Below are 13068 nucleotides of genomic sequence, written 5' to 3'. Positions count from 1 at the left end.
CATGACTTTCCGCGAGTTGCATGCCGGTCGGTTCGTGATGCCGAACGCGTGGGACGCCGGCAGTGCGGTGCTGCTCGCCGCGGCCGGGTTCCCGGCGATCGCCACCACCAGCGCGGGGATCGCATTCTCGCTGGCGAAGGGCGATCACACGCTGCCGGACGGTGCCCCGGCGGTGTCGCGCGAGCAGATGTTCGAGCGGATCCGCGAGATCACGACCGCGAGCGTCGTACCGGTGAACGGGGATCTCGAGGACGGGTACGGCGCGGAGCCGGCGCGGGTCGCGGAGACGATCGCACTGGCCCGCGAGGCGGGGCTGGCGGGCGGGAACATCGAGGACTACGACGGGCGGGAGCTGTACGACGCCGGGCTGGCGGTCGAGCGGATCGTCGCGGCGCGGGAGGCGGCCGGCCCGGACTTCGTGCTGACCGCACGGACCGACGGGCAGCTGCTGCGGACGCCGGCGTCGCTGGCCGACTCGATCGACCGGGCGAACCGCTTCCGCGCGGCCGGTGCGGACTGTCTCTACGTGCCCGGCGTCAACTCGCTGGAGTCGATCCGCCTTCTGGTCCAGGAGATCGACGGGCCGGTGAACGTGGTGATCGGCCTGGGTACGTCGACGCTCACGGTGGCCGATCTTCAATCCGTCGGCGTCACCCGGATCAGCCTCGGCGGCTCGATCGCCCGGGCCGCCCTGGGCTTCATCCGCCGCAGCGCCGAGGAACTGGCCACCAAGGGCACGATCACCTTCGCCGCCGACCAGATCCCGCAGGCTGCCCTCAACGAACTCTTTGCGCGATCATCCAAGGGTGAGCACTGAGCCGCGTGCCGTACGGCCGGTGGCGCTGGCCCACGGGATCGTGGGCCTCGCTACTTGCTTGTGCCTGATCCTGTTCTACGCGGGCGCCGATGCGCTCGGAGCCGTCAACGATGTGGGCAATGCGGTGCTGGGCGTGTTGAGCCTCGCCATGGCGTGGACCTTGTACGCCGCCCCGCGGCGCACGTCGCGCGCTCTCGTGCTCCTCGGGCTCACCGCCGTCGGCGCCGCGCTGACGGTTGTCGGCACAATCCTCGTGATGACCGGAACCACCGGGTTCTACCTCGCCGGTCTGTGGTCGAGCTTCGGCTTCGCCCTGATCGGAATCTGGCTCCTCGGCACCGCGTCAGGCGCGCTCCGGCGGGCGGGCTTGATCGCCGGCGCGGTGATGACGCTCGGCCTGCTCGGCGTACCAGGGATCCTGATGGGCATCGACGACATGAACACCGCTCCGGCGTGGACCTTCGCAGCCGGCTTCAGCTGGGCCGGCACCTACCTGCTGTTCCCCACCTGGACCTTACGCCTGGCCGCACGCAACGCCCCCGAGGCCTAGGACCGGCCGGGTGGGAGGGTGCCGAAGGCTCCCGAGATCGCGTACCTTCACAACACTCACCCCGGGCCTGACCGCAGCACCGATCGCCTGGGCCGCCGTTTACGCCGACCGGCTCCCGACCGGAAACAAACCGTAAACGCCTCGCGGGACAGTGCTGGAGTCAGCCGATCCCGATGGAGGTCCACACCATGTTCACCCTGCAGCAGACCGTCGACGCCCCGCCCACGGAGGTCGTCCGGGCGTTCACCGAACCCGAACCCTTCGCCGCCTGGTTCGTCGCCGAGGGCCTCAGCACCCCGGCCGACCGCGTCACGCTCGACGTCCGGCCCGGCGGGCTGATCTCGGCCGTGTTCGTCGGCCCGGAGGCCGAGATCCCGTTCACGCTCCGCTTCGGTGAGCTGGACCTGCCGCGGCACCTGGTCCTGCACTTCGACGACCCCGCCGAGGAGATCACGGTCGACCTCGCCGACCTGCCCGGCGGCCGCACCCGCCTCGACTACCGCAGCGTCGGCCTGTCCGACGAGCAGCAGGCCTCGATCGAGCCCGGCGTCGCTACGATGCTCGGCCACCTGGCGGCGTACTTCACCCGATGACACCTATCCGGAGGGTCCTCCGCAACGCGGGATAGAATCGGGGGCATGACTGCTTCCGATTCCACCGACCGTCCGTACGGCGCCTTCCCCGCCCGGATCGGTCTGCAGGTCCAGCCCCAGCATGCCCAGTACGCCGACATCCGGCGGACCGTGGCGGCGGCCGAGGAGATCGGCGTCGACGTGGTGTTCAACTGGGACCACTTCTACCCGCTCAGCGGTGAGCCCGAGGGCCTGCACTTCGAGTGCTGGACGATGCTGGCCGCCTGGGCCGAGGCGACCGAGCGGGTCGAGTTCGGCGCGCTGGTGACCTGCAACTCCTACCGCAACCCCGACCTGCTCGCCGACATGGCGCGCACGGTCGACCACATCAGCGACGGCCGGCTGATCTTCGGCATCGGCTCGGGCTGGTTCGAGAAGGATTACGACGAGTACGGGTACGAGTTCGGCACCGCGGGCGGCCGGCTGGACGCCCTCGGCGAGGCGCTGCCGCGGATCGAGCAGCGCTGGGAGAAGCTCAACCCGAAGCCGACCCGGGACATCCCGGTGCTGATCGGCGGCGGCGGCGAGAAGAAGACGCTGAAGCTGGTCGCCAAGCACGCGAACATCTGGCACGGGTTCGGCGACGCCGAGACCCTCGCGCACAAGCACGCCGTGCTCGACGAGCACTGCCGCACGATCGGCCGCGACCCGGGCGAGATCGAGCGCTCCGCGGGCGTCGGCGACAAGTCGCCCGAGGACATCGGCAAGTCGCTGCTCGACGTCGGCACCCGGCTGTTCACGGTCTCGTCGTCCGGCCCCGACTACGACCTCGGCCTGCTCCGCGAGTGGGTCTCGTGGCGCGACGAGGTCAACGCCAAGTAGTCAGTGCCACTTTGAGCACCCACCAACCATCTGGTCCACCCGGAAACGGTTGGTGGGTGCTCAAGGACGTCTCGCGGGGCGGCGGTTAGGATTTCCCGCATGTCTACGTTGCCTGGGAACGGTTCGGTGCGGCCCATCACCCGTTGGGGTGAGGACGTCATGCACCGGGTCAATCAGCCGGTCACCGATTTCGGGGACGAGCTGCAGACGCTGGTCGCCGACATGGTCGCGACGATGCGCGCCGCCGAGGGTGTCGGGCTCGCCGCGAACCAGGTCGGGGTGGACCTGCAGCTGTTCGTGTTCGACTGCCCGGACAAGGACGGAAAGCACCTGCAGGGCGTCGTGTGCAACCCGACGCTCGAGCTTCCGGAGGGCAAGGACCGCAACCTGGACGAGGGCGACGAGGGTTGCCTGTCGCTGCCGGGCGCGTTCACGAAGTGCGCCCGTCCCGACTTCGCCAAGGTCACCGGCGTCGACCAGCACAACCAGCCGGTCACGTACGAGGGCGACGGCCTGCTCGCCCGCTGCCTGCAGCACGAGACCGACCACACCCAGGGCACGGTCTTCGGCGACCGCCTGTCCCGCAAGTACCGCAAGCGCCTCTTCGCCGAGGCCGAGGAGTTGGCCCCCGACTACCCGTCGGACTGGCCCGTCTCCCCCATGGTCGACCACGACCACGAGGACACCCCCGCGACCTGAGGGCTACCAGCGAGCCTTCTCCAGGTCGATCGCGTCGAGGCTCTCGGCCGCCGTCCGGCCGGTGGTGTCCAGCCACAGGCCCCGGCGCGGAGTCTCGTCGAGGTCGGCCTGGAGCGCCCGTACGGCGTCCTCCAGCGTGCCGCCCGGTTCCTGCCAGTCGCGGTACGAGTTGGCGCCGCCGCGGCCGATCTCGCGCCGCACGATCGACTCCACCGACGGTACGAGCACGACGAGGTACTTCTCGACGTCGCGCAGCCGGTCGAACCAGCGCTCGACGTCCGCGCCGAAGATGATGTCGCTGCACACGAAGTCGAAGCCGTTGTCCGCGTAGTGCTGCGCCACCAGCGCGCTCGCGTCGTACCGCAGCCGGAGCTGGCGCACCGCTTCGGCCGACGGCTCCGGCGTCATGACCTCGGCCCCGGCGACCACGCCACGGTAGAACACATCGCCGTCGAGCGTCGCCGCCGGCGGCCCCAGCCGCGCGGCCAGCAGCGGCGCGATCGTCGACTTCCCGGCGGCCTGCATCCCGGTGATCAGCACTACCTTCGGCACGGGACTATGTCATCACCGCGGTCAACTGCTTTTGAGAGCACGCGCGGAGTTCCACAGGACACCGCGGTTCAGCCGGTCGGGATACCTTTCGAGCACGGCGTTGTAGAGGTCGAGCGCCGTGCTGGTTCCAGCCGCGGCGCGGGCGAAGGTCTTGAGGTAGCGGCGGGTTTCGTCGATGTACCGCGGGTCGTCGGAGGCGTCGGCCTGGCGGTGCCCGGAGACGACGGCGACCGGCTGCAGGGCCTCGAGCTTGTCGAGCGCGGTCAGCCAGTGGTCGAGGCCGCCGTCGGCTGATTCCGCCACGTAGAGGTGGACTTCGTCGTACACCGCGTCGCCCGCGATGACCAGCCCGATCGACGGGACGTACAACGCCGAGCTGCCGTCGGTGTCGGTGTGACCGAGATCCATAGCGATCAGCTCCTCGCCTTCCAGCGTGAAGGCACCGTCCAGCGGCTCGGCGACGATCAGGCGCTCGGGCAGCTGACCTGGGAACCGCGCCCGCCAGAATCCGTCCAGCCACGGCGGCGTGAGCTGCTTGCGCATCCCCTCGACCACGGAAGGCAGCGCAACGAGCCGGGCCTCCGGGAAGCGATCGAGGACCGGCGCCGCGCCGAAGAAGTGGTCGCCGTGGCCGTGCGTCACGAAGATCGCGGTGAGGTTCTTCCCGGTGGCGGCGATCCAGCCGGCCAGGTCGTCGCCTTCGGCCTGCGTCATCAGCGGGTCGACCAGGACGGCGTCGTTGTCGCCGGAGATCAGCGTGGCCGCGGTCGGCGACCACATCCGCTGCACCTCCCCCGGCGGCAGATCGTCGGAGACGGCCGGCTTGGACGGTGCGACGTACGTCGAGTACTTCAGAGTTGTCATACAGACAGCGTCGATCGGACGCCCGCGGCCGGGAAGGTCGCGTCTTCCTGGGTGCGCCGCACCCAGGCAGCTCAGCCCAGCCGGGCCAGCGCCTCCGCACTCTCGCTGCCGGGCTCCGCCGTACCGACGAGCAACTGTTGTCCCGGCGCCGCGCGGACGTCGAAGGTCTGGTACGTGAGCTCGATCCGCCCGGCCTCCGGGTGGTGGAAGATCTTGTACGCGCGACTGAAGCCCCGCGCCGTCCGGTCCTCCCAGAGTGCGCGGAACTCGGGCGAACGCGGGAGCAGGTCCGCCAGCAGGGCCTCGATCCGCGGGTCGTCCGGGTACGTCGCCGCGTTGAACCGGACGGCATACACGGCCCGGCGTACGACCGTCTCCCAGTCGCCGAAGATCTCTCGTGCCTTGGGGTGCTCGAACATCATCCGCAGCATGTTCGTCATCCCGAACGGGGCCAGCAGACCGTGCGCGACCGTGTTCGTCGCGAGGACGTCGTACGCCGGATTCAGGACGTAGGCCGCCGCGCGCGGTACGTTGTCCAGCACCTGCAGCAGCGCCGGATGAACCTGGTCCCGTGCGGCGCCGAGTGCCGGCGTCGGCGCCATCCCGGCGAGCCGGAACAGGTGGGCCCGCGCATCGGGGTCGAGCCGCAGCGCATGGGCGATCCCGTTCAGGACCTGCGCGGACGGATTGCGCTCGCGTCCTTGCTCGAGCCGCGTGTAGTAGTCGGCACTGACGACAGCCAGGACGGCGACCTCCTCGCGCCGCAACCCGGCGACGCGCCGATCGCCGCCGGCAGGTAGCCCGACGGCCGACGGATCGACCCGGGCCCGCTCGGCGCGAAGGAACGCCCCGAGCTCACCGACCGCCTTCACGGGTTCAGCCTACGATGCGGCTCCTTGTCAGCGACGCGTGGCGTAGAACGCGACTGCGGCCGAGGAGGCCACGTTGAGGGAGTCGACGCCGCCGGCCATCGGGATCCTGACCGTCAGGTCGGCCTGGCGCAGCACGTTCGGTTTGAGGCCGTGGCCCTCGGTGCCGAAGATCAGCGCGAGCTTGTCATCCTTGCGGTCGGCGAGCTCGTCGAGCGTGATCGAGTCGTCGGTCAGCGCCATCGCCGCCGCGACGTACCCGTTGTCCTGCAGCTGCCGCAGGTCGCCGGGCCAGCTCTGCAGCCGCGTCCACGGGACCTGGAAGACGGTCCCCATCGACACCTTGATCGAGCGCCGGTACAGCGGGTCGGCGCAGGTCGGGGTCACCAGCACGAGGCCGACGCCGAGCGCCGCGGCGGCGCGGAACCCGGCGCCGACGTTGGTGTGGTCAACGATGTCGTCGAAGATCGCGATCCGGCGGACGTCGTCGGTCAGCAGCTGGGTGAGCGGTACGGCGGCCCGCCGCTTGTACGACGCCAGCGCGCCGCGGTGCACGTGGAACCCGGTGACCTGCTCGGCCAGCTCCTCCGAGACGACGTACACCGGCTTGTCCGGCCATCGCGCGAGCACGTCCTGCAGCGAGTCCAGCCAGCGCGGCGCAAGCAGGAACGACCGCGGCTCGTACCCGGCGTCGGCCGCCCGCCGGATCACCTTGTCCCCTTCGGCGATGAACAGCCCGTGCTCTTCCTCGAGCAACCGCCGCAGACTGACCTCCCGCAACCGGACATAGTCCGCCAGTCGCGCATCACCGGCGTCCTCGACCGGGACCAGCGTCACGCCTGCCCCACCGTCCCGCCGGTCGCCGACTCGGTCCGGCTCTGCGCCGCGACGTCGACCACGTTGCCGATGACAACGATTGCGGGGGCGCCGACGCCGTCGTCCGCCATCGCCTGGGCGATGCCGGCCAGGTCGGACGTGACCATCCGCTGGCCCGGAAGGGTGCCGTCGGCAATCGCCGCCGCGGGGGTCGTGCCCGGCTTGCCGGCGGCGATCAGCCGGTCCGCGATCGCCGGCAGGTTCTCGACCGCCATCAGCAGCACGAGCGTCCCGTGCAGCTGGGCGAGCGCGTCCCAGTTCACCAACGAGTCCGGGTGCGACGGCGGGATGTGCCCCGACACAACCGTGAACTCGTGCGTCACGCCGCGATGCGTGACCGGGATCCCCGACACCGCCGGCACCGAGATCGAGCTCGTGATCCCCGGCACCACCGTCCACGGCACCCCGGCCGCCGCGCAGGCGAGCGCCTCCTCGAAGCCGCGCCCGAAGACGTACGGATCGCCGCCCTTCAGCCGGACGACGACCTTGCCCTGCAGCCCGCGATCGACCAGGATCCGGTTGATCTCCTCCTGCTGCGCGGCCCGCCCGCGCGGCAACTTCGCCGCGTCGACCAACTCGACGTCCGGGTGCAGCTCGTCCAGCAGTTGCTGCGGCGCCAACCGGTCCGCGACCACCACGTCCGCCTCCGCCAGCAACCGCCGTCCGCGCACCGTGATCAGGTCCGGGTCGCCCGGTCCCCCGCCGACGAGGTACACCCCCGGCCGTCGATCCACGTCGCGCGCCGCCAGCTCACCGACCCGCAGACCTTCGAGAATCGCGTCCCGTACGGCGGCCGACCGGCGGTGATCGCCGCCGCCGAGGACACCGATCGTCACGTTGTCGTGCTGCCCGGACGCGGGCGTCCACGCCGTCGCCCGGGACCGGTCGTCGGACCGCACGCAGAAGATCCGCCGTTCCTCCGCCTCCGCGGACACCTGGTCGTTCACCGCGGCGTCGTCGGTCGCGACCACGACGTACCAGGCGCCGTCCAGATCGCCCGCGGCGTACCCGCGCTCGATCCAGGTCAGCGCCGGGTTGCCGAGCAGCCCCTCGATCGTCGGCGTGATCGACGGTGAGACGAGGTCGATCCGCGCGCCGGCCTCGAGCAGCCGCGGCAGCCGTCGCTGAGCGACACCGCCACCGCCGACGACGACCACTCGCCGCCCTTCGAGGACGAGGCCGGACAGGTACTGGTTCGTCACGAAGTGATCCCCGCGTCCTCGAACGTGGCCATCTCGGCGAGCGCCCGCACAGCGCAGGTCAGGATCGGGTACGCGAGCACCGCACCCGTCCCCTCGCCGAGCCGCAGGTCCAGGTCGACCAGCGGCTGCAGCCCGAGCTGCTTGAGCGCGACCGCGTGACCGGGCTCGGCCGACCGGTGCCCGGCGACGCAGTAGTCGATCACCGCCGGGTGGAACGCCTGGGCGACGAGAGCGGCCGCGCCCGCGATCACGCCGTCGAGGATGACCGGCGTGCGGTTCGCCGCCGCACCGAGGATGTACCCGGCGAGGGCGGCGTGCTCCAGGCCGCCGTACGCCTGCAGCGCCTTGAGCGGCTCGGTCGACGGTACGGCGTGCAGCGCGAGCGCGTCCCGTACGACGGCCGTCTTGTGCGCTAGGGCCGCGTCGTCGATCCCTGTCCCGCGGCCGGTGACGGCGTCGGCGGTCGCGCCGGTGAAGGTCGCGATCAGCGCGGCGGACGCGGTGGTGTTGGCGATGCCCATGTCACCGGTCAGCAGGCAGCGGTACCCCTCCTGGACCAGCTGGTCGGCCAGGTCGAAGCCGACGGCGATCGCCGCGCGCGCCTCGTCCTCGGTCAGCGCGTCGGTGTGCGCGAGGTCGCGGGTGCCCGGGCGGACCTTCGCGTGCACGATGTCGAGCTGGTCGACAGGCGTGGCGACCCCGACGTCGACCACGCGGACGTCGACGCCGTTGTTCTTGGCGAACGCGTTCACCGCCGCGCCGCCGCCGGCGAAGTTCGCCAGCATCGCGGCGGTCACTTCCTGTGGCCACGGGGAGACGTTCTGCGCATGGACGCCGTGGTCGGCAGCGAACACCGTGACGACGGCGGGGGCCGGCACGGCGTACCTACCGCTCATGCCGGCGACCTTCACGGACAGGTCCTCGAGGACGCCGAGCGAGCCGGCCGGTTTGGTCAGCCGCGCGTGCCGCTCCGCGGCCGCGCGCATCGCCGCCTGATCAGCCGGAGCGATCCGCTCCAGGTACTCGTCCACCAGGTCCTCCATCCGTTCGGCGGGTGCGCCGGTCCCGATCTTCGCATCTCCGAGTGTGTGCCCCGGGACGGACCGGCAGGATGTGGACAGTAGTGTCGGAATCACCACACATCGCAAACTGCCGGAGGGTTACAGATGTCGCTGCAGCGCCCCGTCGCACCGGACCCGTACAAACTCCTGCCGGAGGTCGGGTCGTTCACCGTCACCAGCACCGATGTCGCCGATGGCAAGCCGCTGTCCGACGACCAAGCGTTCGCGGGCGGCAACACATCGCCGCAGCTCAGCTGGTCCGGGTTCCCGGCGGAGACCAAGGCGTTCGTGGTGACCTGCTTCGACCCCGACGCGCCGATCGTCTCCGGTTTCTGGCACTGGACCCTGGTCAACCTCCCGGTCACCGTCACCGAGCTGCCCACCGGCGCCGGCGCCACCGAACGCCTCGACAACGGCGCCTTCCACGTCCGCAACGACTTCGGCATCAAGAACTTCGGCGGCGCGGCCCCGCCGCCCGGCGACCAGATCCACCGCTACTACTTCGTCGTCCACGCCATCGACGTAGAAGCCCTCGACGTCGACCCCGAAGCCACCCCCGCCGTCGTCGGCTTCAACCTCGCCTTCCACACCCTCGCCCGAGCCGTCCTCACCCCGACGTACCAGATCCCGGAGTAGCCGCGTGGGGGAGCCCCTCGATCGAGGGGCTCCCTTCGCCGGCCTACCGGGTCCTCCTGGCCTCCACGCGATCAAAGGCTCCCGCGGGGTAGACGAAGACTCGCTTGACCGTCGTGATCGCCTCCTTGGCGCCGAGAATCGCCGTTCCCTTGGCTCCCGGGTGCAGGTAGAAGTTGCTCGAGTTCGATAACTCGATCCCCCGGTTGTACTTCGTCACGTCCCCGTCTTCCCCCGCGAACGCGTCCCGCCAGGTGTCGACGTAGTCGCTGATGGACGTCGCCTCGATCTGGTGACCGTCGTTCGTCACGACGACGACCTCGTACATGTTGATCGTGTCGTCGGACCGGTTGTCGACCTGCGCGATCAGATAGGTGATCGGTCGGGCCTTCGCCAGACGGCGATAGTCGCCGTAGCGCTCCAGCCGGGGATCCATGATGTTGGCCGGCACCTGCACCGTGCCCACCGCCCCGCGGTAGGAGAAGCTGTACGTTCCTGGCCCGGTCAGGGCGGTGCGAGCGGACGGCGGACGGCCGCTCGGCGGTCCAGTCGTCACGGTGACGGTCGGTCCTGGCACCTCGCTTACAGCATGCGTCTCTTTGTCCGAGCGCGCGGAGGGTGCGTTGACGACGCAGCTCGCGCAGGCGACGACGACCAGTGCTCCAACTGCCCATTGCCTTGCCAGTGTCCAAGCGTGAACGATCCCCATGATCTCCCCCTCGCAGCGCCCCCCAGCGCCGCACTCGGCCATGATGGCCTGCCGAGGTCGATCAGTACAGCCCTCCCCCGTCAGAGCGCGGCGACGTAGACCCATTCGCCGGCTTCGCGCGTGAAGGTGCTGTTTTCCTGTTGGGTGCCGGGGTGGCCGTTTCTGGTGTAGTGGGCGCGGAACTGGACGGTGCCTTCGGTGTGGAAGGGGCTGCCGCCGGTTGCGTTCACGATCTCCAGGCCGGTCCACTTCTGGCCGGGGGTGAAGTCGATGCGGGCCGGGCGGGTGGTGAGGGACCAGGTCTTGCGCAGGTACGCCGCGTCGTGCATCACGAAGGCGGCGTACCTGGACCGCATCAGCTCCTCCGCGGTGCGCGCCGTCGCCTCGCCGCGATGGAGCCGGCCACAGCAGGCGGCGTACGGCAGGTCTTGGCCGCAGGGGCAGGTGGGAACAGGCATGTGCCGATTGTTGCCGATCGGTCAACAGTCAGCGTGATTCACTGCGGGGATGGTGACCGACGCGGCGCGCTGGCGACGGCAGGTCGTGCGGCCGCTCCTCGACTGGTACGCCGCTCTGGACGGCGTCGACGCCGTGATGCTGGGCGGGTCGACCGCACGCGGCGACGCGGATCGCTGGTCCGACGTCGAGGTCGGTGTGTTCTGGGAACGGCCGCCCACCGCGGCCCAACGTCGAGCGGTACCGGCTGAGGTCCGGCTGCTCAACGTCGACGGCCCGCCTCCGTGGGACGACCAGGTGCATATCGACGGCCTGATGCTCGAGGTCGCGCACACCCTGTCGGAGTCGGTCGACGACGCCTTGAACGACCTACTGGCCGGCCGGCCCGACGGCGCGACCCTGCAGCTGGCGCAGGGCTTCGTCGACAGCACCGATGTGACCGGCCGACGCCCGGAACTCGTGGCCCGGTGGCAGGAGCGCGTGGCGACGTACCCACGGAACCTCGCGATCGCCGTCGTCCAGCATGACGGCAACATCGAGAAGTTCTGGCGCCTGCAGATGCTGATCGAGCGCGAGAACCCGCTGCTGATCTCCCGCGAGTTCGTCCGCATCACCGGCCAGTTCCTGACCGTGCTGCACGCCCTCAACGGCCGGTACTGCGGTCACATCCTCGCCTTCAAACGCCTCGACACCATGGAACGCGACCTCCCCCTGGCCCCACCGTCACTCGCCGCCCGCGTCCGCGCGGTCTTCACCTCGCCCGCTCCGACCGGCGCCCAGATCCTCCACGACCTCGTCGAGGAGACGTACGACCTCGTCGAACGCCACCTGCCCGAGGTCGACGTCGACCACCTCCGCGCCACGTTCCGCAACGACCGGAAACCTCTCGACTCACTCGACTGAGAGCCGAGGCTCCTGCAGCGGCAGGGTTTCGACGGGTCTACTACACATATACGTACTGTCGTCATGGCCCCTCGTGGAGTGGGAAGGCGCGGATGATGACCGCGGTGGGGGTGCCGGTGGTGGGTTCGGTGGTGGGTTCGGTGGTGGCTTCTGGGGTGGTGAAGTCGCGGAGGACGCGGTGCAGGCGGGCGCGGAGTTCGGCGAGTTCGCCGTCCGCCAGCGTGACGACCGCGCTGAACGCGAAGTCCTCGTCGTCGGAGGCCTTCGCGGCCAGCCAGCTCGCGTACGCGGTGTCCTCGAGCTCGCGGTTCAGCGCCGCCTGCTCGGTGCGCACCCGGCGCCACGGCTTCACCCGGCCGGCCGCGCCCGGCTCCGGCTCGATCACCCCGAGCGCCTCCAGCCGGCGCAGGTGGAACGAGCACGACCCGGTGCTCTCCCCCAGTTCGCGGGCGGCGATCGTCGAGGTGGTCGTACCGTCCCGGTCGATCAGCGCCAACAGCGCCTCCCGCAGCGGATGCGCGCGGACGACGGCACGGCGGTTCGGCGTACTGGGCTCCATGGCGGCATCCTAGCCCCGGCTTTGCAAAGCTAACACTTTGCAGAGTACGGTCTTTGCATGCCGACGTACATCCTGGGCCGCCCGAGCCGTCGCCTGCCCGAGCTGACCGACGAGGTACGCCGCGGCGCCCCGCTGCGCATCACGGAGTACGGCGAAGAGATCCTGCATCGCCCGTGCCGGCCGGTGACCGAGTACGGCGCCGCGCGGTGGAGCGGGCTGATCGACGACATGTTCACGACGATGTGGATCGCCGAAGGGTGCGGCCTCGCCGCGAACCAGGTCGACGTCGACGCGCAGCTGTTCGTCTACGACCTCACCGACGAGTACGGCGACCGCCACGTCGGGCACGCGTTCAACCCGCACGTCGAAACCGCGACCGCCCTGGTCGGCACGCAATCCGGCACCGAAGGCTGCCTCTCCGTCCCCGGCGCCGACGCCGCCCTCGACCGCCCGGCCCGCGCGACGCTGCACGCGTACGACGTCGAGGGCCGCCCGTTCACGATCGAGTCCTCCGGCTACTTCGCCCGCTGCCTGATCCACGAGACCCAGCACCTCGCCGGCACGGTCTACGTCGACCACCTCTCCCCCGGTCCGCGCGCCCAAACCCTGAGCACGTCCGCGGCCAACCGCTCTGCAGTCCTCACCTACCGCTCTACGCGCCTAGGCCTGCTCGAGAAGTAGCTTGTTCGGGTACAGGCCACACCGCCTGGACCGGCACCGACGACAACTGGCTCGACGGCGGAGCGCCCATGTGGTGGAGCCACGCCGACACCGAGACCTACCGCAAGTGGCTCACGGATGCGGGCTTGACCGTCGACAGCGAGACCTTCGTCCCCGAAGGAGCCTCTGGGCACACGCTCTTCT

General features: G+C 70.3%; 17 protein-coding genes. 8 read left to right on the top strand and 9 right to left on the bottom strand.

What is annotated here, in order from left to right; translation table 11 throughout:
• Position 1: 1 nt before the first annotated feature.
• From ABZX12_RS07215 to def (ABZX12_RS07195), 5 genes are all read left to right on the top strand, one after another.
• Positions 2-817 (top strand): isocitrate lyase/phosphoenolpyruvate mutase family protein, encoded by an 816-nt coding sequence (locus ABZX12_RS07215; protein WP_355690662.1) that lies wholly within the window; start codon positions 2-4, stop codon positions 815-817.
• Positions 807-1367, top strand: coding sequence for a hypothetical protein (locus ABZX12_RS07210; protein ID WP_355690660.1), 561 nt, complete (start codon positions 807-809; stop codon positions 1365-1367). Before ABZX12_RS07215 ends, ABZX12_RS07210 begins: the two co-directional genes overlap by 11 nt.
• Positions 1368-1555: 188 nt before the next feature.
• A complete protein-coding gene (locus ABZX12_RS07205; protein WP_355690658.1) occupies positions 1556-1960 on the top strand; it encodes an SRPBCC domain-containing protein in 405 nt (134 codons plus the stop codon).
• 45 nt (positions 1961-2005) lie between these two features.
• Positions 2006-2821, top strand: coding sequence for an LLM class F420-dependent oxidoreductase (locus ABZX12_RS07200; RefSeq protein WP_355479328.1), 816 nt, complete (start codon positions 2006-2008; stop codon positions 2819-2821).
• 99 nt (positions 2822-2920) lie between these two features.
• Positions 2921-3520, top strand: a complete 600-nt coding sequence (def, locus tag ABZX12_RS07195) for a peptide deformylase (RefSeq protein ID WP_355690657.1) — start codon at positions 2921-2923, stop codon at positions 3518-3520.
• 3 nt (positions 3521-3523) lie between these two features.
• Here def (ABZX12_RS07195) and ABZX12_RS07190 read toward each other — a convergent pair whose 3' ends face one another.
• The 6 genes from ABZX12_RS07190 to cobT form a co-directional block, all read right to left on the bottom strand.
• A complete protein-coding gene (locus ABZX12_RS07190) occupies positions 3524-4072 on the bottom strand; it encodes an AAA family ATPase (RefSeq protein ID WP_355690656.1) in 549 nt (182 codons plus the stop codon).
• Between the two features lie 21 nt (positions 4073-4093).
• On the bottom strand, positions 4094-4936 hold the full coding sequence (locus tag ABZX12_RS07185) for an MBL fold metallo-hydrolase (RefSeq protein WP_355690655.1): 843 nt from the start codon (positions 4934-4936) through the stop codon (positions 4094-4096).
• Between the two features lie 71 nt (positions 4937-5007).
• Positions 5008-5808 carry a helix-turn-helix transcriptional regulator gene (locus ABZX12_RS07180; protein ID WP_355690653.1) on the bottom strand — a complete coding sequence of 267 codons (801 nt, stop codon included), beginning with the start codon at positions 5806-5808 and terminating at the stop codon, positions 5008-5010.
• A 27-nt stretch (positions 5809-5835) separates the two neighbouring features.
• Positions 5836-6642 carry an RNA methyltransferase gene (locus ABZX12_RS07175; RefSeq protein ID WP_355690651.1) on the bottom strand — a complete coding sequence of 269 codons (807 nt, stop codon included), beginning with the start codon at positions 6640-6642 and terminating at the stop codon, positions 5836-5838.
• The gene (gene cobA / locus ABZX12_RS07170; protein WP_355690649.1) at positions 6639-7883 is read right to left on the bottom strand and encodes a uroporphyrinogen-III C-methyltransferase; all 1245 of its coding nucleotides are present in this window, start codon (positions 7881-7883) and stop codon (positions 6639-6641) included. Before cobA ends, ABZX12_RS07175 begins: the two co-directional genes overlap by 4 nt.
• Positions 7880-8914, bottom strand: a complete 1035-nt coding sequence (gene cobT / locus ABZX12_RS07165; protein ID WP_355690648.1) for a nicotinate-nucleotide--dimethylbenzimidazole phosphoribosyltransferase — start codon at positions 8912-8914, stop codon at positions 7880-7882. Before cobT ends, cobA begins: the two co-directional genes overlap by 4 nt.
• A 135-nt stretch (positions 8915-9049) precedes the next feature.
• Between cobT and ABZX12_RS07160 the strand changes: the two genes are divergently transcribed.
• A complete protein-coding gene (locus tag ABZX12_RS07160; RefSeq protein ID WP_355690646.1) occupies positions 9050-9580 on the top strand; it encodes a YbhB/YbcL family Raf kinase inhibitor-like protein in 531 nt (176 codons plus the stop codon).
• A 43-nt stretch (positions 9581-9623) separates the two neighbouring features.
• Here the strand turns inward: ABZX12_RS07160 and ABZX12_RS07155 are convergent, their stop codons facing one another.
• Both ABZX12_RS07155 and ABZX12_RS07150 read right to left on the bottom strand, forming a co-directional pair.
• Positions 9624-10133: a hypothetical protein gene (locus tag ABZX12_RS07155; protein ID WP_355690645.1), complete on the bottom strand. Its 510-nt coding sequence runs from the start codon at positions 10131-10133 to the stop codon at positions 9624-9626.
• 233 nt (positions 10134-10366) lie between these two features.
• Positions 10367-10744 (bottom strand): YchJ family metal-binding protein, encoded by a 378-nt coding sequence (locus tag ABZX12_RS07150; protein WP_355690643.1) that lies wholly within the window; start codon positions 10742-10744, stop codon positions 10367-10369.
• Between the two features lie 49 nt (positions 10745-10793).
• On the opposite strand from ABZX12_RS07150, the gene ABZX12_RS07145 reads away from it, so the two are divergent.
• Positions 10794-11645 carry a nucleotidyltransferase domain-containing protein gene (locus ABZX12_RS07145; RefSeq protein ID WP_355690641.1) on the top strand — a complete coding sequence of 284 codons (852 nt, stop codon included), beginning with the start codon at positions 10794-10796 and terminating at the stop codon, positions 11643-11645.
• A 61-nt stretch (positions 11646-11706) separates the two neighbouring features.
• Here the strand turns inward: ABZX12_RS07145 and ABZX12_RS07140 are convergent, their stop codons facing one another.
• Complete coding sequence (locus ABZX12_RS07140; protein WP_355690639.1) at positions 11707-12204, bottom strand: winged helix-turn-helix domain-containing protein; 498 nt, start codon at positions 12202-12204, stop codon at positions 11707-11709.
• A 57-nt stretch (positions 12205-12261) separates the two neighbouring features.
• On the opposite strand from ABZX12_RS07140, the gene def (ABZX12_RS07135) reads away from it, so the two are divergent.
• The gene (def, locus tag ABZX12_RS07135; protein WP_355690637.1) at positions 12262-12885 is read left to right on the top strand and encodes a peptide deformylase; all 624 of its coding nucleotides are present in this window, start codon (positions 12262-12264) and stop codon (positions 12883-12885) included.
• Positions 12886-13068 lie beyond the last annotated feature (183 nt).

It is taken from the genome of Kribbella sp. NPDC003505, assembly GCF_040610875.1.
Taxonomy (GTDB): Bacteria; Actinomycetota; Actinomycetes; order Propionibacteriales; family Kribbellaceae; genus Kribbella.
Note: the sequence above shows the minus strand (reverse complement) of the source record. Positions and strands in the feature narration are given on the sequence as shown.